At 59.0% G+C, this 26,375-nt stretch carries 28 protein-coding genes; 17 read left to right on the forward strand and 11 right to left on the reverse strand.

The window, feature by feature from the left end:
• Positions 1 to 7: 7 nt before the first annotated feature.
• From GTW25_RS11480 to rph, 6 genes are all read right to left on the reverse strand, one after another.
• Entirely contained in the window at positions 8 to 370 is a 363-nt protein-coding gene (locus GTW25_RS11480) for a YraN family protein (RefSeq protein ID WP_252912244.1), read from the reverse strand.
• On the reverse strand, positions 363 to 1,256 hold the full coding sequence (gene rsmI, locus GTW25_RS11485; RefSeq protein ID WP_252912245.1) for a 16S rRNA (cytidine(1402)-2'-O)-methyltransferase: 894 nt from the start codon (positions 1,254 to 1,256) through the stop codon (positions 363 to 365). The genes GTW25_RS11480 and rsmI overlap by 8 nt, the downstream gene beginning before the upstream one ends.
• A 162-nt stretch (positions 1,257 to 1,418) precedes the next feature.
• Positions 1,419 to 2,570 (reverse strand): radical SAM family heme chaperone HemW, encoded by a 1,152-nt coding sequence (hemW, locus tag GTW25_RS11490; RefSeq protein ID WP_252912246.1) that lies wholly within the window; start codon positions 2,568 to 2,570, stop codon positions 1,419 to 1,421.
• Positions 2,567 to 3,214: an RdgB/HAM1 family non-canonical purine NTP pyrophosphatase gene (rdgB, locus tag GTW25_RS11495; protein WP_252912247.1), complete on the reverse strand. Its 648-nt coding sequence runs from the start codon at positions 3,212 to 3,214 to the stop codon at positions 2,567 to 2,569. Before rdgB ends, hemW begins: the two co-directional genes overlap by 4 nt.
• The gene (locus tag GTW25_RS11500; RefSeq protein ID WP_252912248.1) at positions 3,214 to 3,627 is read right to left on the reverse strand and encodes a VOC family protein; all 414 of its coding nucleotides are present in this window, start codon (positions 3,625 to 3,627) and stop codon (positions 3,214 to 3,216) included. Before GTW25_RS11500 ends, rdgB begins: the two co-directional genes overlap by 1 nt.
• Positions 3,628 to 3,850: 223 nt before the next feature.
• On the reverse strand, positions 3,851 to 4,567 hold the full coding sequence (gene rph, locus GTW25_RS11505; RefSeq protein ID WP_252912249.1) for a ribonuclease PH: 717 nt from the start codon (positions 4,565 to 4,567) through the stop codon (positions 3,851 to 3,853).
• A 137-nt stretch (positions 4,568 to 4,704) separates the two neighbouring features.
• On the opposite strand from rph, the gene hrcA reads away from it, so the two are divergent.
• Together hrcA and GTW25_RS11515 are read left to right on the forward strand one after the other, a co-directional pair.
• Positions 4,705 to 5,772, forward strand: coding sequence for a heat-inducible transcriptional repressor HrcA (hrcA, locus tag GTW25_RS11510; RefSeq protein ID WP_252912250.1), 1,068 nt, complete (start codon positions 4,705 to 4,707; stop codon positions 5,770 to 5,772).
• A gap of 410 nt (positions 5,773 to 6,182) precedes the next feature.
• Positions 6,183 to 7,292 (forward strand): glycosyltransferase, encoded by a 1,110-nt coding sequence (locus GTW25_RS11515; protein WP_252912251.1) that lies wholly within the window; start codon positions 6,183 to 6,185, stop codon positions 7,290 to 7,292.
• Between the two features lie 62 nt (positions 7,293 to 7,354).
• Here GTW25_RS11515 and GTW25_RS11520 read toward each other — a convergent pair whose 3' ends face one another.
• Together GTW25_RS11520 and GTW25_RS11525 are read right to left on the reverse strand one after the other, a co-directional pair.
• Positions 7,355 to 8,806 carry a phosphohexomutase domain-containing protein gene (locus tag GTW25_RS11520; RefSeq protein WP_252912252.1) on the reverse strand — a complete coding sequence of 484 codons (1,452 nt, stop codon included), beginning with the start codon at positions 8,804 to 8,806 and terminating at the stop codon, positions 7,355 to 7,357.
• On the reverse strand, positions 8,793 to 10,214 hold the full coding sequence (locus GTW25_RS11525; protein ID WP_252912342.1) for a mannose-1-phosphate guanylyltransferase/mannose-6-phosphate isomerase: 1,422 nt from the start codon (positions 10,212 to 10,214) through the stop codon (positions 8,793 to 8,795). Before GTW25_RS11525 ends, GTW25_RS11520 begins: the two co-directional genes overlap by 14 nt.
• A gap of 273 nt (positions 10,215 to 10,487) precedes the next feature.
• Between GTW25_RS11525 and gmd the strand changes: the two genes are divergently transcribed.
• The 13 genes from gmd (at position 10,488) to GTW25_RS11585 (ending at position 22,519) form a co-directional block, all read left to right on the forward strand.
• Positions 10,488 to 11,582 carry a GDP-mannose 4,6-dehydratase gene (gene gmd / locus GTW25_RS11530; RefSeq protein WP_252912253.1) on the forward strand — a complete coding sequence of 365 codons (1,095 nt, stop codon included), beginning with the start codon at positions 10,488 to 10,490 and terminating at the stop codon, positions 11,580 to 11,582.
• 4 nt (positions 11,583 to 11,586) lie between these two features.
• Positions 11,587 to 12,669: a DegT/DnrJ/EryC1/StrS family aminotransferase gene (locus GTW25_RS11535; RefSeq protein WP_252912254.1), complete on the forward strand. Its 1,083-nt coding sequence runs from the start codon at positions 11,587 to 11,589 to the stop codon at positions 12,667 to 12,669.
• Positions 12,670 to 12,701: 32 nt separating this feature from the next.
• The gene (locus GTW25_RS11540) at positions 12,702 to 13,484 is read left to right on the forward strand and encodes an ABC transporter permease (RefSeq protein WP_252912255.1); all 783 of its coding nucleotides are present in this window, start codon (positions 12,702 to 12,704) and stop codon (positions 13,482 to 13,484) included.
• Complete coding sequence (locus GTW25_RS11545) at positions 13,481 to 14,236, forward strand: ABC transporter ATP-binding protein (RefSeq protein WP_252912343.1); 756 nt, start codon at positions 13,481 to 13,483, stop codon at positions 14,234 to 14,236. Before GTW25_RS11540 ends, GTW25_RS11545 begins: the two co-directional genes overlap by 4 nt.
• A 226-nt stretch (positions 14,237 to 14,462) precedes the next feature.
• A complete protein-coding gene (locus GTW25_RS11550) occupies positions 14,463 to 15,110 on the forward strand; it encodes a NeuD/PglB/VioB family sugar acetyltransferase (protein WP_252912256.1) in 648 nt (215 codons plus the stop codon).
• A 410-nt stretch (positions 15,111 to 15,520) separates the two neighbouring features.
• Complete coding sequence (tssI, locus tag GTW25_RS11555) at positions 15,521 to 17,029, forward strand: type VI secretion system tip protein TssI/VgrG (protein WP_308206253.1); 1,509 nt, start codon at positions 15,521 to 15,523, stop codon at positions 17,027 to 17,029.
• Positions 16,984 to 17,658: a bacteriophage T4 gp5 trimerization domain-containing protein gene (locus tag GTW25_RS20585; protein WP_308206254.1), complete on the forward strand. Its 675-nt coding sequence runs from the start codon at positions 16,984 to 16,986 to the stop codon at positions 17,656 to 17,658. The genes tssI and GTW25_RS20585 overlap by 46 nt, the downstream gene beginning before the upstream one ends.
• A gap of 104 nt (positions 17,659 to 17,762) precedes the next feature.
• Complete coding sequence (locus GTW25_RS11560; protein ID WP_252912257.1) at positions 17,763 to 18,296, forward strand: hypothetical protein; 534 nt, start codon at positions 17,763 to 17,765, stop codon at positions 18,294 to 18,296.
• 1 nt (position 18,297) lies between these two features.
• Positions 18,298 to 19,311, forward strand: coding sequence for a hypothetical protein (locus tag GTW25_RS11565; protein ID WP_252912258.1), 1,014 nt, complete (start codon positions 18,298 to 18,300; stop codon positions 19,309 to 19,311).
• Positions 19,312 to 19,411: 100 nt separating this feature from the next.
• Positions 19,412 to 19,708, forward strand: a complete 297-nt coding sequence (locus tag GTW25_RS11570) for a PAAR domain-containing protein (RefSeq protein WP_290128005.1) — start codon at positions 19,412 to 19,414, stop codon at positions 19,706 to 19,708.
• Positions 19,709 to 19,714: 6 nt separating this feature from the next.
• On the forward strand, positions 19,715 to 20,917 hold the full coding sequence (locus GTW25_RS11575; protein ID WP_252912260.1) for a hypothetical protein: 1,203 nt from the start codon (positions 19,715 to 19,717) through the stop codon (positions 20,915 to 20,917).
• Positions 20,918 to 21,067: 150 nt separating this feature from the next.
• Positions 21,068 to 21,664 (forward strand): DUF2515 family protein, encoded by a 597-nt coding sequence (locus tag GTW25_RS11580; RefSeq protein WP_252912261.1) that lies wholly within the window; start codon positions 21,068 to 21,070, stop codon positions 21,662 to 21,664.
• Positions 21,665 to 21,670: 6 nt separating this feature from the next.
• Entirely contained in the window at positions 21,671 to 22,519 is an 849-nt protein-coding gene (locus GTW25_RS11585) for a hypothetical protein (protein WP_252912262.1), read from the forward strand.
• A 124-nt stretch (positions 22,520 to 22,643) separates the two neighbouring features.
• Here the strand turns inward: GTW25_RS11585 and putP are convergent, their stop codons facing one another.
• The 3 genes from putP to GTW25_RS20690 all read right to left on the reverse strand — a co-directional run bounded on the left by putP (position 22,644) and on the right by GTW25_RS20690 (position 25,233).
• Positions 22,644 to 24,137, reverse strand: coding sequence for a sodium/proline symporter PutP (gene putP, locus GTW25_RS11590; RefSeq protein ID WP_252912263.1), 1,494 nt, complete (start codon positions 24,135 to 24,137; stop codon positions 22,644 to 22,646).
• Positions 24,138 to 24,374: 237 nt separating this feature from the next.
• The gene (locus tag GTW25_RS11595) at positions 24,375 to 24,719 is read right to left on the reverse strand and encodes an AtuA-related protein (RefSeq protein ID WP_252912264.1); all 345 of its coding nucleotides are present in this window, start codon (positions 24,717 to 24,719) and stop codon (positions 24,375 to 24,377) included.
• 82 nt (positions 24,720 to 24,801) lie between these two features.
• Positions 24,802 to 25,233 (reverse strand): CoA transferase, encoded by a 432-nt coding sequence (locus GTW25_RS20690; RefSeq protein WP_372493148.1) that lies wholly within the window; start codon positions 25,231 to 25,233, stop codon positions 24,802 to 24,804.
• A gap of 155 nt (positions 25,234 to 25,388) precedes the next feature.
• Between GTW25_RS20690 and GTW25_RS20695 the strand changes: the two genes are divergently transcribed.
• Both GTW25_RS20695 and GTW25_RS11605 read left to right on the forward strand, forming a co-directional pair.
• Positions 25,389 to 25,586 carry a helix-turn-helix domain-containing protein gene (locus GTW25_RS20695; RefSeq protein ID WP_372493140.1) on the forward strand — a complete coding sequence of 66 codons (198 nt, stop codon included), beginning with the start codon at positions 25,389 to 25,391 and terminating at the stop codon, positions 25,584 to 25,586.
• Positions 25,587 to 25,596: 10 nt separating this feature from the next.
• Complete coding sequence (locus GTW25_RS11605) at positions 25,597 to 26,346, forward strand: LysR substrate-binding domain-containing protein (protein ID WP_252912266.1); 750 nt, start codon at positions 25,597 to 25,599, stop codon at positions 26,344 to 26,346.
• Positions 26,347 to 26,375 lie beyond the last annotated feature (29 nt).

Here is a 26,375-nt window from a genome sequence, read left to right on the forward strand (position 1 = left end):
CGCCCGTCTAATCCCGCCCCTGAAAGATGTTTTCGACATGCACCGGCCAGCGGCGTGGCAGCACCGCCACCATGTCGAAGCGGATGGACAGCCGCGCATGGTCAAGCTGGCGCGCCCGCCATTGATCGGCCGCCGCCTCGATGCGCCTCTGCGACGAGTTGCCGATCGCATCCATCGCCGCGACCAGCGATGCGCGCGCCTTCACCTCCACGATGGCGACGAGATCGCCGCGCCGCGCGACGATGTCGATTTCGCCGGATCTGGTGCGGAAATTGCGCGCGAGGATGCGATAGCCTTTCAGCCGCAATGCCATGCAGGCGAGCCATTCCGCCCGGTTGCCCTTGCGATATGCCGCCAGCCTGTCAGCCATCGCCGCGTTCGCGCAGCTCAACCAGCCGGCGAAAAAGCTCCTGCTTGGGCTGGCCGGTCATCTTCGCCGCCTCGCCGGCCGCCTTGGCGGCGGGCATGTCGCGGGCAAGGTCCAGCAACAGCCGGTCGACGTCCTGCGCTTCCGGCGCGGGCACGTCCAGCGGCGGGCCGACGCAGACGACGATTTCACCCTTCGGCGTGTCGGCTTCGGCGTAGTGACGCGCCAGTTCGCCGAGGGTGGCGCGGCGCGTCTCCTCGAAAGTCTTGGTGAGTTCGCGCGCGACCGTTGCAGGCCGGTCGCCGAGCATTTGGGCCATGGCCTTCAAACTATCCGCCAGACGGCGCGGAGATTCGAAGAAGATCAGCGTTGCGGGAATGCGGGCGACCTCTTCCAGCCGCGTCCGCCGCTGCCCGTCTCGCGCAGGCAGGAACCCGGCGAAGAAAAACGCATCGGACGGCAATCCCGCAATCGACAAAGCCGCCAGCGTCGATGACGCGCCGGGGATCGGCACGACGCGGTGACCCGCCTCCACCGCCTGCCCGACCAGCCGAAATCCGGGATCGGAAACGAGCGGCGTGCCGGCATCCGAGCAGAGCGCGACGGACTTGCCGGCATCGAGCGCGGCGATGAGCTTCGGCCCGGCCTCAGCGGCATTGTGTTCGTGATAGGCGACCATCCTTCGGCGGATGCCATAGCGCTCCAACAGGATGCGCGTGACGCGGGTGTCCTCGCAGGCGACGATGTCGGCGGCCGTCAGTGTTTCGAGCGCACGGATGGTGATGTCGCCGAGATTGCCGATCGGCGTCGCGACCAGATAGAGCGCGGCAGGCAGCGGGTTCGCGCGCATCTGCGCCTGCCCGATCATGAATGTGCGGTCGTCCGTCATGCCGCCTTCATGGCATGACCTGCCGCCCATTCAAAGCGCCTGAATGGAACCAAGAGCCGCACAGCCAGTTCGAAGGCAAGATGCGGAGCGCAAACCAATGCCGTTGATCCTTCAGGACAGTTTCGAGCCCTATTACGCCGGCAAGACCGCGCGCAACGACAATCAGCGTGCCAGATCGGCCACCACGGCATCAAGCACGATCATGCCCTCCGACGTCGCCCGCAAACGCGAATTGCCGACCGGCGCGACGAGGCGTTCGTCCTGGAGCACGGCGATCCGCTTCGAGGACAGCGAGCGGCCTGACAACGATTCGTAGCGCGACAAGTCGATCCCTTCTGCCAACCGCAGCCCCATCAGCAGAAACTCGTCGGCTTCCTCCTCGCGCGTCAAAACCTCCCCGCCGATGACGCCGTGGCCTTTATCCTCCACATGAGCCAGCCATGTTTCGGGATGTTTTTCGGTGAAGGTCACGATGCGCCGGCCGTTTTCCACGAAGCGGCCATGCGCGCCGGGGCCGAACCCGACATATTCGCCGTAGCGCCAGTAAATAAGATTGTGCCGGCTCTCCGCGCCGGGTCGCGCGTGGTTCGAAATCTCGTAGGCCGGAAGGCCGCGCGCGGCGGTCACTTCCTGCGTCAGCGCATAAAGATCGGCCGAATGGTCGGCGTCCGGCATCTCGAACTTGCCCGCCTCATGCAGAAGCTGAAAGCGGGTGCCGTCCTCGATGGTCAGTTGATAGAGCGACAGATGATCGGCCGCATAGCCAATCGCGCGGTCGAGTTCGGCCGCCCATTGGTCGAGCGTCTGATGCGGGCGCGCATAGATCAGGTCGAAGGACAGGCGCGGGAAGATTTCGCGCGCAAGACCGATCGCGTGCAGCGCGCCCTCGACATCGTGCAGGCGGCCGAGAAACCTCAAATCGGAATCGTTCAGAGCCTGAACGCCGAGCGAGACGCGGTTGACACCCGCTGCCCGGTAGCCGCGAAAGCGTGCGGCTTCCACCGATGACGGGTTGGCCTCGAGCGTGATCTCGATGCCGTCCGCCACATGCCAGTGACGCGCGACGCTTTCCAGCACCGCACCGACCGTTTCCGGCTGCATCAGCGACGGCGTGCCGCCGCCCAGAAAGATCGACGACACGTCTCGCGGGCCGGTACGGGCGCGCATCGTCGCCATTTCGCGCTCGAAAGCGGCGGCAAAACGCGGCTGATCCACCGGCTGGTGGCGGACATGGGAATTGAAGTCGCAATACGGGCATTTGGCCGCACAGAACGGCCAGTGGATGTAGATTCCGAAGCCCGGATCGTCGCTCATGCGGCTCCCAGCATGTCGCGCGCGAAAAGCTGGAACGCGCGGGCGCGGTGCGACAGCGCGTTTTCTTGCCCCGGCGTCCATCCGTGCTTCTCCGCCGCTTCCATCTCGCCGAAGGTGCGCTCGTGCCCTTGGGGCTGGAACATCGGATCGTAGCCGAAGCCGCGGTCCCCGCGCGGCGGCCAGACCAGCGTACCTTCCACCTCGCCGCGGAAATATTCGGCATGCCCGTCCGGCCAGGCGACGCAGATCACCGAGACGAAGCGCCCGGCGCGCTGCGACGGCGCGGTCGCGCCCTTCTTGCCCATCAGGAGGTTGGTGCGCTCCATCGCAATCTTGAAGTCGCGCGTGCCGTCGGCCAGTTCGGCCCAGTTGGCCGTATAGACGCCGGGGTCGCCGCCGAGCGCATCTACCATCAGGCCCGAATCGTCCGAAAGCGCCGGCAGGCCCGTCGCGATCGCCGCCGAATGCGCCTTGATATAGGCGTTTTCCTCGAAGGTCGTGCCGGTTTCCTCAGGCTCGGGCAGGCCGTATTCGGCAGCCGATTTCGCCTCGAAGCCGAAGGGCGCGATCAAATCCGCGATCTCGGCCAGCTTGCCCGCATTGTGGCTCGCCACAACGATCTTCTTTTCGTCCAGTGTGCGCATCAAAGCCCCCAGATTCTTGGTTCGGCGATCTCGAGCGAATTGCCCGCCGGATCGCGAAAATAGATGGATCGTGCGTCCGAGGACGGCCAACGGAAATCCGCCTCTATCGCGATGCCGTTTTCTTTCAGATGCGCCTTCCAGCGCTCGATTTCGTCGCCTGTGCCGGCAAAGCACAGATGTCCGGCGCCCGAAGTCCCATGCGGCGGAACGGGAAGCCGCGCATCGGGAGACGGCGGCTGGACGGTCGCCTCGGGATTGAAAAGCAAGAGAACGCCTGAGCCACAGCGGAAGAAGACGTGCCGGCCCTCGACTTTCGCGATCCGCTCCAGCCCCATGATTTCGGCATAGAACGTCTCGGCAGCGTCGAGGTCATCCACGTAGAGTGCGGATTCGAGGATGGCGGATGGGGTCATGACGCGACTTGCCGTGCCGAATCTTCATGCGGTAAAGGCGCGGCATGGACCCCTGTGACGAGCACAGGGGTGACGGCGGCGAGGATATTGGAAATCACAACCGCCGACGACTGGCACATTCCTTCGATCCCGTCATTCCTGTGCTCGTCACAGGAATCCATGCCTGAACCTCTCCACGAGAAAGGGTGCATTTCACCTGAATGAAGAACTGCCAGCACCAGACTTACCCGATCGCCATCTTCTGCAAATCGACCAGCCGCGCGATGCCCTTTTTCGCCAGACCCATCAATTGCGCGAATTCTTCTTCGGAAAACGGCTTGCCCTCGGCCGTGCCCTGGATTTCCACGATGCCGCCTTTGCCGGTCATGACGAAATTGGCGTCGGTGCCGGCGGATGAATCCTCCAGATAGTCGAGATCGATGACCGGGTTGCCCTCATGAATGCCGCAGGAGATGGCCGCGACATGGTCCTTCAGTACTTTCGAAACCTGAACCATCTGGCGTGCTTCCATCCAGCGCAGGCACTCGTGCAGCGCGACGAATCCGCCGGTGATCGCGGCCGTGCGCGTGCCGCCATCGGCCTGGATCACGTCGCAATCGACCGTGATCTGCACTTCGCCCAGCGCCTGCAAATCCACCACCGCGCGCAAGGAACGGCCGATCAGGCGCTGGATTTCCAGCGTGCGGCCGCCCTGCTTGCCGCTCGACGCCTCACGGCGCATGCGATCGCCCGTCGCGCGCGGCAGCATGCCGTATTCGGCGGTCACCCAGCCCTTGCCGGAATTGCGCAGCCAGCCGGGAACGCGCTCCTCAAGGCTTGCAGTGCACAGGACATGCGTGTCGCCGAACTTGACGAGGCAGGAGCCCTCGGCATGTTTGGAAATACCGCATTCGAAGGAGATCGCCCGCATTTCGTCGGGCTGGCGCTTGGATGGCCGCATGGGTTTCAGCTTTTCTCGTCGTTTCAGGTTTGCCCGGCTTCTAACCTTGTCGGTAGAGTGAGGCAAAGGAAAAGCGGCACATGGTTCCACCAGCGGCGCAAAGTTCCTATATCCGGGGCTCCACAGATGCTGATCCGATGCACATGATAACCGATCCGACGCTGCCAAATCTCGATTCGCGCTCGCGCGACATCTTCCGGCTGATCGTCGACAATTACATGCGCGAGGGTGAGCCGCTGGGCTCGCGCAGCCTGTCGCGGCTCCTGCCCGGCTCGCTGTCGTCCGCGACGATCCGAAACGTGATGTCGGACCTCGAACATCTGGGGCTGATCTACGCGCCTCACGTTTCGGCCGGCCGCCTGCCGACGCAGGCCGGGCTTCGCTTCTTCGTCGACGCCTTCATGGAACTGGGAGACCTCACCAGCGACGAACGGCACCGGATCGAAAGCCAGGTGCGCGCGTCGGGCTCGGGCCAGACGCTCGAACATATCCTGACCGACGCCAGCCAGATGCTGTCGGGCCTGTCGCGCGGCGCGGGCCTCGTCCTGACGTCCAAGAGCGAGGCGGCGCTCAAGCATATCGAATTCATCCGGCTCGAACCTACGAAGGCGCTGGCCGTCATGGTCAGCCATAGCGGCGATGTCGAGAACCGCATCGTCGACCTGCCGGCCGGCGTCACATCATCCCAACTCGTCGAGGCGTCGAACTTCCTCAACGCGCATATTCGCGGCCGCACGCTCGTCGAGGCCAAGGCGGAAATCGGCCGCCTCAAGGAAGAGACGCGCACCGCGCTCGACACGTTGTCGCAGGATCTGGTGGAGCGCGGCCTTGCGATCTGGGCCGGCGAAGGGTCGGGGCTTCAAACGCGGCTCATTGTGCGCGGCCATGCTAATCTTCTCGAAAACGTCACCGCGCAGGCCGATATCGAGCTTTTGCGTCACCTGTTCGAGGATCTGGAGACCAAGGACGGGATGCTGCAGCTTCTCGACCTCGCCGAGGCAGGCCCCGGCGTGCGCATCTTCATCGGCTCGGAGAACAAGCTCTTTTCGCTGTCGGGCTCTTCGCTCGTCGTCGCGCCCTATCGCGACAAAGACGCCCGCGTAATCGGCGCACTCGGCGTCATCGGGCCGACACGGCTCAACTATGCCCGCATCGTTCCCATGGTCGATTACACCGCCCAGATCGTCAGCCGCCTGCTCGGCTAAGGCGCATGGGGATCCATTTTGAATTGATGACGGCTGCTGCGAGACAGATCAATACGGAGAAGCTCTGGTCAATTTTGTCCGCTCTCATGGCGATTCGCTTGAAGTCCTCAAGCGTGCAGAATACGTTTCCGATCAGATGTCCGCTTGCTTCTGGATATCGCGGTCGAGCGGAAGCGCTTTGCGCCTATGGGATGCCGGGAGATGACGATCCTGGCGCCGCCGCGGTATAGAGGCCGGCCTGGTCATCGAACTTTTCACCGCAGTCGAGTGCGAAAACGACTTCGTGGCGGCCGTATATGAGCCGGTTTAAACAGGATGCGCTATAGACGCCGGCTCAGGGAATATGATGCCTTGTGCAATATAAGAGAAAAAGAGCGGCAGGGTTGCTTGTCGAGAAGGACATTTAGGAATTGAAGGTTCTCCATTTATTCAAAACATATTTTCCAGATAGTTTTACTGGAGTTGAGAGAGTAATATGGAACCTCTCTGAGGGAACTTCTCCAATGGGAGTAGACAGCAGCGTCTTGACGCTAAGTTCGGATCCAAAAGCAATTCTTCAAGTCGAGAATCATAAAGTTCACCAGGCGAATTTAGATTTTTATTTGGCATCTACCGGTTTTTCGGTATCTCTTTTTAAGAAATTCTCTAAAATTAGTGAACAGGCAGATGTCATTCACTACCATTTCCCTTGGCCTATGATCGATTTGGTGCATCTATTATGCCGGCCATCGAAGCCGACCATCGTTACCTATCATTCCGATATCGTTAAGCAGAGATTTTTGGGAAAATTGTATGCTCCTCTCATGCATCTATTCCTTGGAAGCGTCGACAAGATAGTCGCAACCTCCCCCAACTATCTCGAGACAAGCAAAGTGTTGCAACGATGGGAAGCGAAGACGACTGTCGTGCCTATCGGTATTGACGAACGCATCCCTCCGGATGAAACGATTTTAAATCGCTGGCGTGGACGTGTAGGCGATAATTTCTTCCTCTTCGTGGGTGCTTTACGCTACTATAAGGGCCTCAGCTATCTTCTCGAAGCCGCTCGCGCCACGGGGTTGCCAGTCGTCATTGCCGGGAAGGGAGAAAGCGACTTTCACATCGGCGACGCATTGCCGAATGTTCATTTTGTCGGCGAAATTACGGATTCCGACAAAGAGGCTCTTCTCAGTCTTTGCCGAGCCTTTGTATTTCCTTCGCATTTGCGCTCAGAGGCTTTCGGTGTAGCGTTGCTGGAAGCGGCACGAGCGGGAAAGCCAATGATTAGCTGCGAGATCGGCACCGGCACGAGCTACGTGAACAAGGACGGCGAAACGGGTATTGTTGTTCCTCCCGCAAGCAGCGAGGCTCTCGCAGATGCCATGAAAACATTGGCTGGCGAACATGACCTTGTGGAACGGTTCGGTGTGGCAGCTCGTCAACGCTATGAGACGCTTTTTCGGGCTGAAGATATGTGTGCCGGCTACTACGACATCTATGCCCAACTGATCGCCGACCACCGTCAGAAGAAGACCTCTTGAGATTCAAATCTCGATCAAGTTCCGGACGAAGTCCTGGACGTCAAGAGGCTTCCGCTCAAATATTACCGATCACTCACTCCTGCCTGCGCCAGGGCCCGACCAGCAGCCCGAAGGCCCCAATCGAGCAATTCCTCGGCGCGCTCGCGGTTGAGCGATTCGACATAACAGCGAAGTTCCGGGGCATTGCCTGACGCACGAAAGTGCACCACCGATCCGTCGTCGAGTATGAAACGTAGCCCGTCTGTATCGTCGGTCGCTGCAATCTCGCCAGCGTCCGCCATAACGCTTTTTGCGTAAGCGGAATCGTGTGCCAATCTGGTGAGGAAAGCCAGACTTCGCCTAGAGGAAACATCCTTCAGCCGATCGGCGAGCGCATGGCCGGCCCCAAGTCCATCGACCATATCCCTGAGCGCGCGGCCGCTCGAACGGATCGCGCTGAGCACGCACAGGATGGGCAGAACAGCATCGCGAGTGGGCAGGGCATGAAGCATTCCATTCGCGAGCTTAACGTCGCTCCCCAGCAGCGCACCGCCATTGGCCTCGAAACCCAAGACGTCTCCTCGGCCGCTCGCATAGGCTCGTTCCATTCCTTCGATCACGAACGGCGAACCCACTTTGGTACGGATCACTTCGTCAGCGACGTTGGATGTTTCCATCGCCGCCGAAGACGTAACCGGCGTCACTATGGTTCGAAGACCGAGGGTGGATGCAGTGAGCAAGCCGAGAAGATCGCCTCGCACTATCTCACCCATAGCGTCCGCAACGAGAGGACGATCCGCGTCGCCATCCGTGGACACAATCGCGTCGAAGCGGTTCGCACCCGCCCACTCGCGCAAGAGCGCGACGTCTTCGGGTCGATGCGCCTCGGTGTCTACAGGAATAAAGCTCTCCGAGCGCGCCAGCCGGACGGTATCTGCGCCGAGACTTTGCAAAAGTTCGACAAGCAGGTCTCGCGCGACCGAACTGTGCTGGTAGATGCCGACGGTCAAGCCAGCGAGCGCATCGGGGGAGAAAGCATCGAGATATCGGCGCCGGTATGCGTCAAGCACCTGGGCGGAAACGTCACCAACTACCGCTTCACCTGCCGTGCCTTCGAGGCCGTTTTCGAAGAGAGCACGAATTGCGACCTCGTCATCTTTGTTGATCTCGCTCGGCGCATAGAATTTCAGACCGTTGCGATCATCCGGAATGTGGCTTCCCGTCACCATGATCGCCGCCGATTTGCGGGCGAGAGCAGCCAGCGCCAGCGCGGGCGTCGGCAGCGCGCCACAATCTGCGACCTCCCATCCCATAGCGGCGGCGGCCGAAAGACAGTCGCTGGATATCTGCGGGCTGGAAGCCCTCAGGTCGCGTCCGACCAAAAGAAGCCGCGGGAAATCTGCCCGCCGCTCCAGATGCATGAGAAAAGCCTCGGTCCATTGGCGGGTTGGCTGACCGACAAGGTCTACGACGAGCCCCCGAAGGCCGCTTGTACCGAACTTCAGGCTGCTATCCCCCGTCTCAGACTCTGGCATAGATGTCCTCGATGCGCACAATATCGTCTTCGCCCGTATAAGAGCCGACTTGGACCTCAATGATCTTGAGATCGATCTTGCCGGGATTGCGCATTCGGTGCACGCAGCCGATCGGCAAGTAAGCCGCTTCATTTTCATGGTAGTGCTTGACCACCCCGTCGATAGTCACCTCGGCGGTACCGTGTACCACAACCCAGTGCTCGGCACGATGATGGTGCTTCTGCAGCGAGAGTGTCCCACCCGGCCGAACGCAAATATGTTTGACCTGGAACCGGTCGCCAAGATCGACGCGCTGATACCAGCCCCAGGGACGATGAATGCGCAGATGTTGCGTCGCCTCGTCGCGCCCGTCGGCGACCAGACTGCTCACGAGATCTTTCACGCGTGGAGCTTCGTCTTTCGACGCGACGAGAACTGCATCAAGCGTCGATACGACCATCACGTCTTCCAACCCGATCACGGTGGTGAGCGGGCCTTGTGAGAGAACTAGACTGTTTCGGGTGTTCAGCACCGAAACCGCTCCCTCCAGCACGTTGCCGTTATCGTCAGCGGTCTTAATGTCGTAAACCGAGTCCCAGGAGCCGACATCCGACCAAGAAAAGCTAGCCTTCACGACCCCGGCTCGCTGTGTTTTCTCCATGACCGCATAATCGATGGAAATCTTGGGGGACCGCTGAAAGGCTTCAGCATCCAGCCGCAAGAAATCGAGATCATGCTTGGCGCATGCCACTGCCTCGCGAACCGCAAAAAGCACATCGGGCGCGTGCATCTCGAGTTCATCGATCATTGTGTCGACGGCGAAAAGGAAGTTGCCGGAGTTCCACAAAAAGCCGCTTTCCAGATAGGTATTCGCGCGGGCCTTATCCGGTTTCTCCACGAAACCTTTCAACACGAAAGCTGCATCGAAGGGCAGCGGCTCGCCAATATCGATATAGCCATAGGCTGTCGACGGATGCGTCGGCTCAATGCCGAGCGTCATGATGCGACCACTGCCTGCCGCGACCGCCGCCTTCATGCAATCGCTGACAAAGGATTGATCATCCTGGATGAAGTGGTCGGCCGCCATCACGAGGCAAATTGCCTCTGGATCACGCTGTGCAGCATAAAGGGCGCCAGCGGCCACGGCAGCCGCCGAGTCGCGCGGGGCGGGTTCGAGTAAAATTTCGCCCTCAACGCCCGCTGCCTGCATTTGCACGGCAGCCAGAAAACGGAAATCCTCTCCGGTCACGACGATTGGAGGTGCAAATTCGGGTCCACTGACGCGGCGCAGGGCCGTCTGAAAAGTCGAGAACCCTTCGTCAAGAATTTCAATAAACTGCTTTGGCATCGTGTTGCGTGAGACAGGCCACAATCTCGTGCCGGAACCGCCTGCCATAATGACGGGGATTATCAAACCGTGATCTTGCATGCTCTTCATCGGCGGGTGTCTCCAGTGGTACTTGCGTACGCTCTCCTACGGCATTGCTGAACGAAACTCACTATCCTTTCGACGGTCACGCACATACGGCGTCTCCCGCCCCCTTCGTCCTCATGCGTCAAGCCCGCTGATTTCACCGGATTTCAAAATGATCGATATATTGATTGTTGAACGAACCAGGTGTACGCGTGACCGCAAAATGCCCTATGCGGTGATTAGTCCGCTGACTTTCCCGCACGATCAACCTCCCTTTTGAAGAGTTTCATGGTGGCAAAGAAAATAGCCTTAGTAACCGGTATCACCGGCCAGGATGGAGCATATCTTGCCGAATTGCTGCTTCAGAAAGGGTATGAGGTCCACGGCGTAAAGCGCCGGACATCTCTCTTCAATACGGCGCGGATCGATCATCTCTACCACGATCCGCATGAGAGAGGAGTCGACCTGACATTGCATCACGGTGATCTCACCGACTCGTCAAGTCTTCTGCGCATCATTCAATCCGTTCAGCCGGATGAGATATACAATCTCGGCGCACAGAGCCACGTCGCGGTGTCCTTTGAGGAGCCTGAATATACGGCTAACTCCGACGCCATGGGCGCCCTGCGCATTCTCGAGGCAATCCGCATTCTTGGCTTGCAAAACAACACGCGCTTCTATCAGGCGTCGACGTCCGAACTCTATGGACTTGTTCAAGAAACCCCACAGAGAGAAACGACCCCCTTTTATCCCCGCTCTCCGTACGCAGTCGCCAAACTTTACGCTTATTGGATAACGGTGAACTACCGCGAATCCTACGGCATATATGCCTGCAACGGCATCTTATTTAATCACGAATCACCCTTGCGCGGCGAGACATTCGTAACACGCAAGATCACTCGGGCTTTAGCGCGTATCAAGCTTGGGATGCAGCATCAGTTGTTTCTCGGCAACCTGGATTCGCTGCGCGACTGGGGGCACGCGAAGGATTACGTCGAAATGCAATGGCTGATGCTCCAGCAGGAGACGCCCGAGGATTTCGTGATTGCGACTGGCAAGCAGTATTCGGTGCGCGAGTTCGTCACTCGTGCTGCTGCCGAGATCGGTATCGATGTTCGCTGGGAAGGTGAAGGCGAGGGCGAGAAGGGTTACGACCAAAAGACAGGTCGCTGCATCGTCGCCGTCGATCCGCGCTACTTCCGTCCGGCAGAGGTCGAAACGCTTCTTGGCGATGCATCCAAAGCTCGCGAAAAGCTTGGTTGGGAACCGAAAATCTCCTTCGAGAGCCTGGTGGCCGAGATGATGCGCGAAGACCTTCGGGGCGCCGAGCGCGAGGCATTGCTCAACCAGCACGGTCATATCTCTTTTGCTCCCAAAGAGTAGCGATATGAGTATTCCCATCTATCGCCCTCACCTTGCGGGAAATCTCTCGCGCTACGTCGAGGAATGCATCTCGACCGGTTGGATCTCCTCCCGAGGCGACTTTATAGGGCGTTTCGAGGAAGCATTTGCGTCATATACCGGCGTCAAAGAGGCCACGAGCGTCTCCAACGGTACCGTGGCGATCCACTTGATCCTGGAAGCTCTCGGCATCGGGCCCGGCGACGAGGTAATTGTTCCGACCTTCACCTATATTGCGTCCGTGAATACCATTCTCCAAACGGGCGCGAAGCCGGTCTACGTCGATTCGCTCGAGGAGACTTTGCAAATCGACCCCAACGCTGTCAGGGCCGCGATAGGACCGCGGACCAAGGCCGTGATGGCAGTTCATCTGTATGGCCACCCGTGCGATATGGATGCGATAGTCGCGATCTGCGATGAGCACTCCCTTCTCCTCATAGAGGACTGCGCCGAAGCATTCGGCACCTTTTGGAAGGGGCGCCACGTTGGCAGCTTTGGCGACGGCGCGACATTCAGCTTTTTTGGCAATAAAACCATCACGACCGGTGAAGGTGGTATGGTTCTGGCTCGTGATCCGAACATTTTGGCGAGATGCAGACACCTAAAAAGCCAGGGTGTTTCCCCCACCCGCGAATACTGGCATGACGTCCTCGCCTACAATTACCGAATGACGAACATTCAAGCTGCGATTGGTCTGTCGCAAATTGAACTCGCAGACGAAATCCTAAGGAAAAAAAGGGAGCTGGCGAAGACATATCGCGAAAGCCTTTCCGGCTTGCCGCTTCGCACCCACGATTCCGTCGGAGAAGTCGTTCATTCCAATTGGATGTGTTCGGTGATCCTCGACAATGCCGAATATCGTGACGACCTGCGTCAAAAGCTGAAAGCCGAAGGCATCGATACCCGTCCATTCTTCCCGCCTGCTCATAGAATGCCGCACAGCGCGGCCGAAGGCGATTTTCCGGTAGCGGATGGTCTTTCTGCGCGCGGCATCAATCTGCCCAGCTTCCCGGATATCACCGAGCGTGAAGTCCATTCTGTCTGCTCGACGATCCGTGAATTTTTCTGAAACGAGCCCGGCAACCAAAATCCGGAAGTCCTATGAACCAATATCTGAGCGACGTCTGGAAGGTGCGCTATTTCTGGTGGCACCTCTCCATGTCCGATCTGCGCTCGCGTTTTCGACGCTCTTATTTCGGCATGCTCTGGGCTGTTATGCAGCCGCTGGGGCTGACCGTCCTGATATCGTTGGTATTTTCGCGCCTGTTCAATCAACCCATCGCGGAGTATGCGCCATACATTCTCTCCGGCATCATCGTGTGGGAGTACATCACCGCAACCACGGTGGGAGGCGCGCTCGCATTCGTCCAGGCGGATGCGTACATTAAGCAGACGCGCCATCCTTTGGCGATCTACACATTACGCAACGTGGTAACCGGCCTCATCGTGATGTCGGTGGCCAGCCTCGCGCTCGTCGCATGGGTCGTGCTCTTTTTCCCAGGCAACATCGGATGGAGCTGGCTGGCGGCGCCCACCATCTTTCCTCTCATCGCAATGATCGCCTGGCCCCTGGCGACGATTATGGCGTATATTGGCGTACGCTTTCGCGATTTGCCAAACGCGCTTGCCCTGATCCTCCAGGCTGCCTGGTTTGTCTCGCCCGTTTATTTCATGGACACGATGTTCCGTAATGGCGGGCTCGGTTTTCTTCTGGACTATAACCCCATATACCATCTTCTCCAGATTGTTCGCGCACCCGTGCTACAAGGGGAATGGCCGACGGCCACGAATTACGCATGGTGCCTGGCGACGGCGGCGGCTCTCGCTATGGTCGCGGCATTGCTGGGAAAGCGATCAGAGAAAAATGTGATCTTCTACCTATGAGCAAGACAGGCATCAGACTGGAGGACGTCCACCTTCACTACTCGTCCATCGCCTTTAAGGAGCGATCCGTCAAATCGCTGCTCGGTTCACTGCTGCGCTCGAACCGGCCTCGTATGCGGGTCGAAGACATCCATGCGCTGAAGGGCGTTAGCGCCTCGATCGAGCAGGGCGAGCGCGTCGGATTGATCGGGCATAATGGCGCGGGCAAGAGCACCTTCCTGAAGATGGTGGCCGGACTTTACCCTATTTCTGCAGGCAACAGCGAAATCCGTGGCACGGTGCGTGCGCTTTTCGATATCAGCCTCGGCTTCGAGCCCGATGCAACGGGGCGCGAAAACATTCTCTACCGGGGCCTGTTGCTGGGGTTCACCCCGCGTCAGATGCGTTCCATCGAGGAGGAGATCGTCGATTTCGCCGATCTGGGCGATTTTATCGACTATCCGATAAAGACCTATTCGGCGGGCATGCAGGTACGGCTTGCCTTCGCGATCTCCACGTCCGTTGGTGGCGACATCCTGCTTCTCGACGAAGTGATCGGGGCGGGCGACGCATCCTTCATAGCCAAAGCCAAGCGGCGCATAATGAAGCTGGTCGATGAGGCCGAGATCATGATGCTCGCAAGCCACGATTTCTCTACCCTAAAATCCATTTGCACGCGTTCGCTCGTCTTCGATCATGGTCGCATCGTTTTTGACGGCCCGACAGACGAGGCAACCGACTATTATCTGGAAACGATTGGACTTCCCGCGTGAACGCCAGCATTTAAGGAATGTTCGATCTGCACGGCTGACGCGCCATTGACGACAAGATCGAATGGCCCATCAGAATCGTACATGTCACACGGCGCGAATTGCGCGACGGGATCAACTGGGATGGCGTGGTTTACTGGCGCATTGGGCGCGGACCGGATGGCCGAACCGTGCTGATATTGAAAACGGAGGGTGCCGTGTGGCCCCAGCGCTTTAAAGATGGATCCCGATGAGTGTCCGAGGACCGCTTCTCATCCTCGGCTTCGGCGGGCATGCCCGCAGTGTAGGCGACGTTGCACTGGCGGCGGGCTTCAAAAGGCTGCTTTTTATCGACGAACATGCGCGCGACGGAGAGGCATTCGAAGGTCATCGCGTCCTAAGCACCCTGCCGAAACCGGACGGCGATTATTGGCAGGCGTTCCCTGCGGCAGGGCAGAATTTCCGCCGCGAGCATCAATGCCAGGAAGCTCCCCATCCGCTTGCCACCCTCGTCGCGCCGAGCGCCACGATCGGCATCGGCGCGTCTGTCGGCGAGGGTACGCTCCTGGCAAGAAACAGCCATGTCGGCCCTCTGGCGCAGATCGGCAGAGGCGTGATCTTGAACACGGGCTGCGTTGTCGATCATGAATGTATGGTCGGTGACTTCTCGCACATCTCGGTGAACGCAACGGTCGCAGGCCGAGTGAAAATCGGCCGCCGGGTGATGCTGGGAGCGGGGGCGGTAGTGATCGACAATTTATCCATCTGCGACGATGTAGTCATCGGAGCGGGAGCGGTGGTTGTCGACGATATCACCATGGCCGGCACATATGTCGGCGTCCCCGCACGCCCGGTGGACCGGCGAAAGCCTCTAACCGACGATGCCGTTGACTTGTAATTTTCGCAGCTTGATGGCTTTTCCCTTGGACGACCGGCTGGTGCAGGCTCGTCCACGATTATGAAAAGCGTCTCAACGTGTCGGGAAGCGATGGTCCACTTGTCGTGGCCAGCAACCTGCTTCGAAGAGAATGAGGAAGCGTCGTACCAGTGACTCGAAACGCGTATTCTCAAATGGCTTCGAAGCAACCAATGCGGACCTGTTCAAAATAACTAAAAACCGGATATCTTCGGCCATCCTGGATCACCGAATGATCTTCCAATCGACTGTCACGAATGTACCGTTTCTGAGTTATGCCAGGGATAGTCGGCTCCCAACCTTAAGGCGCAACAGTTTGATCAATGGCACTGTTGCAAGTTGCAGCCCAAATCCTTAACGTCGCGGCATGTCTTGGGAGAGAGGGCCCGCGCATGAATGAACTGCCGAGTTTTACCAGCGAGGTCGTTCAGGCAAGCCGGATTTTGCGGGTCGTATCGCCCTTGGGCGAGGATGTACTTCTTCCCGAACGCGCGCGGATTTCAGAAGGCGTGAACCGGCTCTTCGAAATCGAAGTGACTGTGCGCTCCAAGAAGGACATCGTACCGGCTGATCTGATCGGCAAGACTGTCGATCTGGAAGTCGAGGTCGGCTGGGCCGATGACGAGGATGAAGTCACCTATCGTCCCTTTAACGGCATTGTAACCGAACTGCATGAAGGACCGGCGGTCACGCGGGAACTTCGCTCATACAGTCTCGTGTTGCGGCCTGGTTTGTGGCTGCTTTCGCAGACTCGGAATTCGCGCATCTGGATGGATCAGACCACGCTCGACGTGCTCGACACGCTTTTGAGTGAACATGGCATCGCAGCGGCGGAAATATCCGGTGCTGTAGATCCGGACCAGCCCGTTCATTATTCGACGCAGTTCAACGAGAGCGACCTTCGCTATCTGCTCAGGCGCTTCGAGCAGAGCGGTATGTTCTGGTGGTTCTCGCATGAAAAGGGCAGCCACAGGCTGCATGTCGCCAATCACGCCTCGGGCTGGCTTGGTGCATCGGAGGCGGCTGCGGACGAAGGTAATGTGAGGCTGGCCCGAGGGAGTTCGGATCGCAATCATATCAATGAATGGATGCGCCGCTTTGCCTATGTGCCGGGAAAGCGAACGGGTGCCGACTGGAACTATGAAACCTTCGGTACCATCCCGCTGAACACCACGCCGTCGCTGGTCGATCTGCCGGGCAACGAGAAACGCGAAATATTCGAATGGCCGGCACGGGCGATGACCCATGAGGAGGCGGAGCGGGAAGAGAAGTTGCGGTCGCAGGCGAGCGAGGCCGATTATGAGCGCGTCACCGGCTTATCGACGGTTCGCATCCTTGAGGCCGGGCGTCGCTTCACTCCGAATGATGTGGCCAATCCGGATGCGGAATACGAAGAGCATGTCGTGGTGGCGGCAGAGCATGTGGTCGTGGATCGTTCCTACGAGACCGATGCCAGTTCAGTACCGGAATACAGGAATCGCTTCGAAGCCATCCCATCGAGGGTTCCGCTCACCCCGCATCGCAGCACGCCTAAACCCAGGATCGAGGGCTTGCAGGTTGCCGTGGTCGCCGGCCCGGAAGGGGAAGAAATCCACGTCGACAAGGACGCCTGTGTCAAGCTCTGGTTTCCCTGGCAGCGCGCCCGGGCAAAGAAAGACGGATCCGATACGAAATGGATAAGGGTGGCGACCAACTGGGCCGGCCAGGGCTGGGGTGGCCAGATTCACCCCCGGATCGGAATGGAAGTGCTGGTGGCCTTCCTTGACAGTGATCCTGACCGGCCTCTCGTCGTCGGTCTCGTGCCCAATCCGACGAATAGGTGCCTTACGAGCTTCCCGCCAACAAGACCAAGAGCGTGTTTCGCACCAACACGCACAAGGGCGAAGGCTTCAACGAGCTGACTTTCGAGGATGAGAATGGCCGCGAGGAAATCTATGTCCACGCGCAGAAGGATTTTACCGTCAAGGTGATGAACCACAAGACGGAACGGGTCGACTTCAATAACGTGCAGTCTGTCGGTGGCGCGTCAGTCCGCGAGATACAGCGTTCGGACATTCAAAATATCGGCCAGAACATGAGCATCAATGTCGGCACCGGCCCAGCCGGTGACATCGTTCGTGGAGCTTTGAGTAGCCACGTTTTCGGGGCCCGGCTTTCCGGATACTTCGTTGACAATATGCTGCCTTTGATGTCCGGCGGTGGCAGCTATTCCGTCAACGCGGCGTCGACCATCAACCTGAATGCCATGGGCGCATCGTTTTTCACTACCGGCGCCGCAAGCATCAGCTCTGTCGGACTGGATCAAATCCAGAATGTCGGCGGATCGATCCGTATTGCCGCCGGCGGCGGTTTTAGCGAAGTCGTCAAGGGAAAGAAGATGATCGAGGCCCACGGCGAGATTCATTTTCGCTGCGGTCAATCCGAGCTTCGCATGCAGCCGGACGGGACCGTGCTGATCAAGGGGACCAACTTGATTATCGAAGAATCGGAAAAGGCCAAGATCACCGCTGGAAAGATTGAGTTGAACTGACCATGAATCTTGTCGCTTCCCTGACCCTTGTCGTGGGGATCACAACGGCAACTATCGCCGTACCCATGTTCGCAGGGGGCGTATCGAGCGAGGATAAGGAACCTATGAAGGCGCAACTGACCATCTATGTCGCGCCACCGCTGCTGGAGCAGGGTGGGACGGTGATTGTCGTCGCAGATGAGATACCACTCAACGATTGGGAGGCGATCGCCGACGGAACAAATCCCGCTCTGGCCGATACGCAAAACGAAAAGCGGAAGGAATTGAACCCAGGGGACCAACTGTTCGGAGTCGTTGCGTCGACAAAGGTTAGCATAATCGAGTTCGTTTATCCGGAAGGCGGCACTTACGGCTTCAATCTCGTACCTGTCCAAGACGCGGACAGAACATCGCCCCAATTAAGGACGGACCGGATCTTGCAGGGCGAAGGCGGCGGCGGTCCGGGCAGAGAATGGAACGAGGTTTCGACCGTTCACGTATTCGGATCTGTCGTGTCGGAACGCGATAGCCGTGTCGTGCGGGCATCCTCTTCGATGATAATGCGGGCGGAGCCGGAAAAGTCCGTCTACCAGGGCGCCGTTCTTTATTCGCCGACGGACGAGTTGGTCGAGAATGTCCTTATAAGGCCGAAGGAATGACATGAGCCTCCTCATCCTTCATACACGGGCATTTCATCCCGATAAGGAATTCGGTTTCACCGGGCTTTACTACAGCGGTGACAATCGTGGCTTTACGGCCGATCTCGGGGTTAAATCCAGAATGTATCATTCTTTGGAGATTGACCTTAAAACAACTGAAGTCACTCTTGGCCCGGTAGATTCAGATACGAGTTCCAACTATGCAACCGCAAAGGTTGGCATCGACATCAGCAATGATTATTCGCAAGATCGAAAGAAGCCGCGCCATAACAATACCGCATCTATCACGCCATATCGCGAGGATGGCGACCAATCCGTGATGGCAACGGTCAATCTCGCGGGAAAGAACTTTGCGTTCCCCGCGGCGGATTCCGATGTGATGCACAAGGTTTACGGCGGCGAGGTTTCGGACGGCGGGAGCGATACCGATTCAGGCTCGGTCATTCCGTTCGGCGTGCAAAACCCTGTCCGCAACGAGGAAGGGAATTGGACGCTCAGGAGCCCGATCGCGAAGACCGACAAGTTCAGCGGCTTCGTGCCGGATGTCGACCTGCGCAACGAACTGACGTTGCGGATCGACCGGGATACGATGAAAGCGTTCGTCACCTGCAATATGACCGGCGACGGCTTTCCCAATAGCGAAAGCTTCCTGATCGACGGCGCCAGCAACGTCCTTTTTCTGGCCAGCCATATACGCATTGGAACTGCGGTCGGTCAGATACCCGGCGGCCGACATCTGGCCATAGCGCAAACGGTTTTGACCGATCTGGACTGGAACGCGGATGACAGTTTCGGTGCCAAACTGGTCGTGCAGCAGGCGCTGGATTACACTGGCAGCGGTGCCCCGCACGAGATCGCCCGCGGTCCGATGTCGCGCAGTGCCTGGAATACAGCTCATACCGGCCGCGATGCCGGCGGTCCGCTCAGTCGCCAGATACGAGACAATGTCTTTCTTCCAAAATCGGAGAGAATTGACAGCGCAATCGACTGGGTGGGTGAGAAACTTGGCATGTGATCCCTGAATCGGAGAAACTTCCAGCGATGCCCACCGCCAATCTGACATAGGTTCCGGTCACGGTTGCCATTTTCCGCCGAGCAACGCTACGGGCGGCTCGCTGAACGTGGACATCAACGGTCTGCCAGCCATGCGAATAGGCGATTCCTATGCGGCTCATGCCTGCCCGAAACATGGTGGAGGGCATGGCCGAACGCTGGCGGAAGGCTCGGCATCGGTTTTCATCAACGGCAAACCCGCAGGACGCATCGGCGATGCCATCGACTGCGGTGGCACGGCGCAGACCGGCTCGTCCAATGTTTTCATCGGCGACAGGGGACCGGGAAACTCGCAATCGGGCGGAAGCGATTGTCAGGTCAGCCAGGCTGGACAGGCCTCACCGGCAACGCGCGGCTGATACGGCATGATCGAGGCGACGAAGGACGATCCCCTTGCCAAGAGCGACAGGGCGTTGCTCGTTCATCTGTCCAAACTGGCATCCGATCCCGGCAATCGCATATTCGCAGTCATGGACGGGGCCTTCTTCAACGATATCGGTTCTGAATTGCGCGATGCCGGAATCACGCGGCGCCCGCTCTATCGCTACGGCGGCAATTACAGCGTGGTCGTCGGCGGACCATGGCTGGTCAATCCTTACCGGGATAATTCAGCCGGAAATCCTGATCGGGCTGTCAACTCCCCGGCATGGATGGTCATCAACGAGGAGGAACGCGCTTCCGGCAAGAGCGATGCCGAGATCTATGCGGAGCGGATGAATGCCTCACTGGAGGTAGGCGACCCAACTGGCGGCGGCATGGTGCCGACTGATGACATGGACAACATCGATGCGGTCGTATCCCGCTTCGAAACCCTTCTTCTGCTTTCCAGTGGCAAGCCGGGACCGGTTTTTTGGGTCGGTGACGCCGCCCTGACCGAAGAAGCCATCTACGGGCACCTGCGCAGGCTCAACAAGGTAGAGGTTCCGAGAGGACAGACCGGCACTGGCGGGGAGATGATCGGCGAATTGTCGAAGGCCGCTGCAACAACGAGCGAGATCGGACCATCTGAACAAGCCGAAACCTATGAACTCGTGATCTTCCGGCATGCCGATGCAAATGTCATGGCGCAGATCTTGCCGGCGCTGAGCGAGCTCCAGCTCGCACGGTTGTTCGGCCCCTGCCATCAGATTCTGTTCGCTCCCGAGCCGGATTGGGGTGGCGGCGTGCAGCGTGCGCGCAAAGCGGATGATCTGCCTGCTGCGCCATCCGGGTCACTCAGATGGGACAGGGACACCGTGCACGCCATTCAGGACGGTCGCTTTGTCCAACTTGATCGTCGGTTCGCTGCGACACTTTCGTCCAGGTATCCAGACAGTACTTTCGAAAGCAATGTCTCTTTGACGGGTCGGGTACGGCATCATCGCCAACGGGCGCAGGCTCGCTTCAACGTTTCCGCAGATCAGCATTTGTTGGACTATCTGGAGATCGTTCTCACACATGGTGAAGCTGCGACAAACCAAGTCTATTTCCAGCAGGTGATGGGCCGGCGCGGCTGGCGGATGGAGGACAGATTTCAGCGACTTCGTCGATACTATCTGCCTTCCGTGAGCTTGGGAGTGCAGCAGTGACGGAGTTTTCCACGACACGTTCGTCAGGTTCCGCAGTTCAGGCCTGTCCGGAAGATTGTGTCGAAGCGATGAACATCGTCCAGGACGACGTCGACAGGATCGCCCGCCTGGACGGCCCCATCGAGCGTAACCTTGCAATCACGAATGCCTATGAGCAAGTTGGCGCAGGACATGCCCGAAAACGACTGGGTGCGGCTTGCTTCCTATGTATCCGTACAAGGCGGTTGCGCCATGCAACAAACGCAGAGGTGGCCAGCAAAGGCCGCCGACTATGTGCCATTTTTGGGGTTTGACTCGCAAGATTCGCTCGAAGCGCTTGGGGATGCCAATCTGACGATCTTTTCCAGCATTTACCCACCGAATCGCATGGTAGCCAATTGCGGCTATGAGAAGTTCAGGCAATGCGTGGAAAGCGGTGAAATCGTGGTTGATCAGAATATCGTCAACGCGATGGAGAAGATGGAAAATGGCGATCGGAGAGGAGCGGCCAACGATATCGCGTTGCATGAGCAGCGCAATGTGGTTCAGCCCGTCTACGACCGCTGGCCCGATACTTTCGCAGGCATGAGCCGGGCTGATGCCTTGGATCGTTTGCATGACCGCACCAGTATCCCGGTTGCCAAGACCTGCACCCGCGACAATCTCGTTCCCTTCGAAGGCGATATCAGCCGCTGGCCGGATCGCGTGGAATATTACCATGACCTGCTCGACAGAATGTACGAGATCGAAGGGATTGGAGGGAGATGACACCTGATGCTGCGCAAGATTTTGATCGGCATCGGGGCAGTGGCGGCGGCCGGAATTGCGTTCGCAATCTGGCGCGTCCCCGGACAGGATTCAGCCATGGCTAGACCGATTATCACGATTACAACTCACATCGCGCAGCATACGAGCACGTTCTTTGCGGAGAACCCGCAGATCGATCCGCAGCCGCATATTCGCAGTGAAGCGTCGGGAGCCTATTATAGTGACGTGAACCTCATTTCCTTCGTCGCGCATGCCGGCCGCCAGAACGAACCGGAGGGCTATGCTCTCCGGTACAGGAAAGGGGATTGCGACGTCTCCCTACCGACCGGTCGCGCCATTGCCCTCGACTATACGGCAGGCTTCTTCAAATACCTGACCTCCACCTTGCCTCTCGACCCTTTGTCCTTCGACAACGTGATGGAACTGGCCCAGGAAATCGCCGACAGCTTTGACGCGGCCGGCTGGAAACGGAGCAGGTACAATCCGGAGATCAGCCAGGAGACCTTTGGAGAGCGCAGCGTGGGCGGCAGGTTCGAGATTCTCGGCCAATGGGTTCTGTGCAATGAGGACCCATTCTATGCTGCCATCAAAGTGCAGGACTTCAATAGCCTGCCGACCGCGCCGATGGTGCCGCTGGTCCCTGGCCGCAGTCCTTCTGACGATCAACCGGATCGCTATCTGATCGAAGTGCAGTTCGGCGTTAAGGGTTTAAGTCTGGACAACGAACTCACCGAGCTTCGCGATGCCCGCCGCCTTGCGGTCAATGGCGACAAGACCACTGCGTTGACGCTGAACGACTGGATGGACGATCCTTCCTGGCGGCCTGACGGATGGCAGGGCAAGTTCGTCAAATAGACCTCTTCGACCGCTGGGTTGGCTTCGCGATGCTGCCAAGGAACGTGAGCGATTTCGGTGCGTGGCTGCACTTTTTCGCAGGCGATCGAAATCCCGGCGGATCGCTCCGCCAGGCATCTTCGTCTCAGGCGCGGGCCAGTTCGCGGAATTCGCCCGCATCCTTCGTCGCCAGGCTGACCGCGAAGATCGCAGCCGTCGCGGCGAGGAAGCCGGGGATGATCTCGTAGACGCCGTCGCCGCCGAGGAACGAGGCGTTCCAGCCGAGCGCGATCCAGCCGATGACCACGACCGAGCCCGTGACGAGACCGGCGATTGCGCCCGCCCCGGTCATGCGCGGCCAGGTGAGCGCAAGGAGGATCAGCGGCCCGAAGGCCGCACCGAAACCGGCCCACGCGTTGGCGACGAGACCCAGCACCTGCGATTCCGGATCTCGCGCGATGATCGCCGCCGTAACCGCCACGAGGACGACAGCGATGCGCCCGACCAGCACGAGCTCGGCATCGCCTGCCTCACGCCGCAGGAAGAGGTGATAGAAATCTTCCGTGAGCGAGGAGGAGGCGACTATGAGTTGCGAGGAGATCGTCGACATGATCGCCGCAAGAAGCGCGGCGAGCAGGAAACCGGTGATCAGCGGATGGAAAAGGACGTTGGAAAGGACGATGAAGATCGTCTCCGGGTCCGAAACCGATAGCCCCGCCCGCTCGGCGTAAATGCGGCCCAGGATACCGAGGCCGATCGCGCCGATGAGGGACACCGCCATCCACGACAGGCCGATCGCCGCCGCTTTGGGCGCGTCGGCTGCCGAACGCATCGCCATGAAGCGCACGATGATGTGCGGCTGGCCGAAATACCCAAGGCCCCACGCGATGGCCGACAGAAAGCCGATGAAGGTGATGCCGCTCGTCAGCGACAGGAAGCTCGGATCGATCGCGCCGATCGTCTCGGAGATACCGGACGCGCCGCCTACCGCCGGATCGAAGAACACGACGATAGGAATGAGGATTAGGGCAAGCATCATGATGCTGCCCTGAAGGACATCGGTGAGGCTGACGGCCATGAAGCCGCCGACGACCGAATAGAGAAGCACGACGCCGAGCGTCAACCAGATGCCGATCGCGTAATCGCTGACGCCCGGAACGTCGATGAGATCGGCAAAGGCCGTTTCGAACAGGAGCCCGCCCGCGACGAGCCCGGAAGCCGTGTAGACCGCGAAGAAGACCACGATGATCGCAGCCGAAACCACGCGCAGCGCCCGCGCCCGGCTCGGGAAACGATTGGCGAGGAAGGCCGGAACGGTGAGTGCGTCGTCGTAGCGCTCGGTCTGCTCGCGCAGGCGCGGAGCGACGATGATCCAGTTGGCGAGCGCGCCGAGGAAGAGGCCGATGCCGATCCATGCCTCCACCAGGCCGGACACGTAAAGCGCGCCCGGAAGGCCGAGAAGCAGCCAACCGCTCATGTCGGAGGCGCCGGCCGACAATGCGGCGACACCGGGGCTCAGACCTCGCCCGCCCAGAACATAGTGCTCCGAGGTCGCGGCGGCGTTGCGCCACGCATAATAGCCGATAGCGAGAGTCAGTCCGAAGTACAGCGCGAGGCTGATCCAGATACCGATATCCATGACGCCCTTCGAATTGGTTGCCGCCCCTCCGGAAGAATATCCCGGATCGCCTTTAAACGATCAGCACTACACGGGAATATTCCCGGAGCCAACCATCGACGTGCCCGACCTGACCTGTCGCCCAGGCAATGAAGTTGCCGGAGTTCGACGGGTAGCCAGACGGCCACTCTTGACACCCGTTCGAGTACCGTCCGCTTTCTGGAAAAGGGCTGACGCTCATCGACATTTCAACTCGTATCATTTGCCGACTAACTCGCGGAGATGAACCGGTATGCGTACCGTGAGTGAAAGTGCAATCTGTGCCATCGACTTTCCCAGCGGATAGCTTCGCAAACTGGCAATGCCGCCACCATCGAGCGCCCGCTCCATTACGAAATTGAACGCATTCACACCGGCAACATCAAATCGAGTGACCTTTCCCTGGACCAGATGCGACATATGGTTCGTCATTCGCTCCTCCGTGACCTCGCGTGCGATGTAGGGCAACAGGTCCGGATGGCGTGCGAAAGCTTCATAAGGAACCATGCCTTGGGTGCCCGGACGCATGGCGGGCAGGCAGGTTGCCCTCGTTGATGAAGGCATCGGACTTCTGCGCCGCCCAGCTCAGTGCAGTCTCGAGAAGCGAAGTCTGAACGATTCCGCCCGATCGCTTGCCGCCGTTGCATCAGCGAAAGCGCTCCCAGGACGACCCACATTCCTGACCCTGATCGCACAGGGAGGCCGGACCCAGATGCCCGAAGGCGGATATTTCGCAATAGATCAACCTTGGATGTCGTTCGCAAAGAGACGGACCGGCGATTCCCAGTTTCTCGACCACACCGGGCCGGAGATTGTGCACGAGAATGTCTGCCCCCTCGACGAGCCTATCGAACGCATCGAGGCCCCTTGCCGAAGTCAAATCGAGCGTGAGCGATTTCTTTCCGCGGTTGAAGATGTGGAATGTGAGCGCATCGCCATGGCGGAAATCCGCGCCCATTCGACGTGCATCATCGCCACCTTCCAAACGCTCGATCTTGATGACGTCCGCCCCTAGGTCGGCAAGAATGCTTCCGGCGAACGGACCGGCGAGAACCTGGCCCAGTTCAAGAACCTTGATACCGGCAAGCGGTTTTCATGATGTGTCGGGCAAACTCTCCTTCAAGCCAACATCGCCCATGTGGTATCGGGATCAAATGATGCAGAGAAGTGATTTATCCTGATATCAGTGATAGTCTAAACGCATCGTCAGGTTTGAATTCGAGGCAATTGATCATGCGCATCGCTATCAATCCGGCACACCTAAAGGCCTTCCTCAATGTCGCCGACACGGGCAGTTTCCGCAGAGCATATGCGCTTTCGTTTGTTTCCCAGCCAGCGCTCAGCAGAACGATCGTGAACATGGAAGCTGTGATCGGCGCGCCTCTTCGATCGGGACACATGCAGCGTCGCACTCACTGCCGCCGGCGTTGAATTGTTGCCGATGGAGCGGCGCATCGTTGCCGAATTCGACGACAGCTTTTCCGACCTCGTCCAATTCGTCGAGGGACGACGGGGGCGTATCATCGTCGGCACGCTGCAATCGCTAGGCGTACATATCCTGCCTGCGCCCATGGCTCGGTTCAGGCGGACATATCCCGACGTGCAGTTCCGGGTGCTTGGACGCACCGCCTCCGTGCTGGCCGACGCGATCGAAGCCGGAGACGTCGATTTCGCGCTCAGCACGCGACCGACGGTGACCGGGCAGTTGAACTACACCGAACTCGCCAAGGACGATTTCGTCCTTGTCTGCAGGGAAGACGATCCGTTGGCGCGGGAGACGGCGCTGCCCTGGGAGATTTTCGCACGCTATCCCTTGGTGGCAACGCCGCCGTCGAGCAGCATTCGACCGTTGACCGACGCTACTTTTCGGGAGGCGGGCCTGTCGATAACCCCTGCCTACGAATGCGATGGCGAGTTGTCGATCTGCGCCGCGATGATCCGAGAGGGGCTTGGAATCACAGCAGTTCCCCGCTTAGCGATGAGTCTATTGGGCACTGACGCCCTCGCTGCCATCCCCTTGTGCAAACCGTCTACGGGAAGAAGCATCGGGCTCATTCAACATATGGGGTGCAGCCTTTCGACCGCTGCGACGCGATTTCGTGATCAATTGGAGAATACCATTGGACGCTGCGCTAAAGCGCATTCATGCCCCCCCAATCCAACAATGCGATCGAAATCCTTCTCAATATAGAAAATCTAATATACTTCTAGCAGCTATCG

The sequence above is a fragment of the Aliihoeflea aestuarii genome, assembly GCF_024105665.1.
GTDB classification, from domain to species: domain Bacteria; phylum Pseudomonadota; class Alphaproteobacteria; order Rhizobiales; family Rhizobiaceae; genus Aliihoeflea; species Aliihoeflea aestuarii.

Coding starts and splice junctions, on each gene's coding strand:
- GTW25_RS11480 (WP_252912244.1), bottom strand. CDS start 370: ATGGCTGACAGGCTGGCGGCATATCGCAAGGGCAACCGGGCGGAATGG.
- rsmI (WP_252912245.1), bottom strand. CDS start 1,256: ATGACGGACGACCGCACATTCATGATCGGGCAGGCGCAGATGCGCGCG.
- hemW (WP_252912246.1), bottom strand. CDS start 2,570: ATGAGCGACGATCCGGGCTTCGGAATCTACATCCACTGGCCGTTCTGT.
- rdgB (WP_252912247.1), bottom strand. CDS start 3,214: ATGCGCACACTGGACGAAAAGAAGATCGTTGTGGCGAGCCACAATGCG.
- GTW25_RS11500 (WP_252912248.1), bottom strand. CDS start 3,627: ATGACCCCATCCGCCATCCTCGAATCCGCACTCTACGTGGATGACCTC.
- rph (WP_252912249.1), bottom strand. CDS start 4,567: ATGCGGCCATCCAAGCGCCAGCCCGACGAAATGCGGGCGATCTCCTTC.
- hrcA (WP_252912250.1), top strand. CDS start 4,705: ATGCACATGATAACCGATCCGACGCTGCCAAATCTCGATTCGCGCTCG.
- GTW25_RS11520 (WP_252912252.1), bottom strand. CDS start 8,806: ATGCCAGAGTCTGAGACGGGGGATAGCAGCCTGAAGTTCGGTACAAGC.
- GTW25_RS11525 (WP_252912342.1), bottom strand. CDS start 10,214: ATGCAAGATCACGGTTTGATAATCCCCGTCATTATGGCAGGCGGTTCC.
- gmd (WP_252912253.1), top strand. CDS start 10,488: ATGGTGGCAAAGAAAATAGCCTTAGTAACCGGTATCACCGGCCAGGAT.
- GTW25_RS11535 (WP_252912254.1), top strand. CDS start 11,587: ATGAGTATTCCCATCTATCGCCCTCACCTTGCGGGAAATCTCTCGCGC.
- GTW25_RS11540 (WP_252912255.1), top strand. CDS start 12,702: ATGAACCAATATCTGAGCGACGTCTGGAAGGTGCGCTATTTCTGGTGG.
- GTW25_RS11545 (WP_252912343.1), top strand. CDS start 13,481: ATGAGCAAGACAGGCATCAGACTGGAGGACGTCCACCTTCACTACTCG.
- GTW25_RS11550 (WP_252912256.1), top strand. CDS start 14,463: ATGAGTGTCCGAGGACCGCTTCTCATCCTCGGCTTCGGCGGGCATGCC.
- tssI (WP_308206253.1), top strand. CDS start 15,521: ATGAATGAACTGCCGAGTTTTACCAGCGAGGTCGTTCAGGCAAGCCGG.
- GTW25_RS11560 (WP_252912257.1), top strand. CDS start 17,763: ATGAAGGCGCAACTGACCATCTATGTCGCGCCACCGCTGCTGGAGCAG.
- GTW25_RS11565 (WP_252912258.1), top strand. CDS start 18,298: ATGAGCCTCCTCATCCTTCATACACGGGCATTTCATCCCGATAAGGAA.
- GTW25_RS11575 (WP_252912260.1), top strand. CDS start 19,715: ATGATCGAGGCGACGAAGGACGATCCCCTTGCCAAGAGCGACAGGGCG.
- GTW25_RS11580 (WP_252912261.1), top strand. CDS start 21,068: ATGAGCAAGTTGGCGCAGGACATGCCCGAAAACGACTGGGTGCGGCTT.
- GTW25_RS11585 (WP_252912262.1), top strand. CDS start 21,671: ATGCTGCGCAAGATTTTGATCGGCATCGGGGCAGTGGCGGCGGCCGGA.
- putP (WP_252912263.1), bottom strand. CDS start 24,137: ATGGATATCGGTATCTGGATCAGCCTCGCGCTGTACTTCGGACTGACT.
- GTW25_RS11595 (WP_252912264.1), bottom strand. CDS start 24,719: ATGCCTTCATCAACGAGGGCAACCTGCCTGCCCGCCATGCGTCCGGGC.
- GTW25_RS20695 (WP_372493140.1), top strand. CDS start 25,389: ATGCGCATCGCTATCAATCCGGCACACCTAAAGGCCTTCCTCAATGTC.
- GTW25_RS11605 (WP_252912266.1), top strand. CDS start 25,597: ATGGAGCGGCGCATCGTTGCCGAATTCGACGACAGCTTTTCCGACCTC.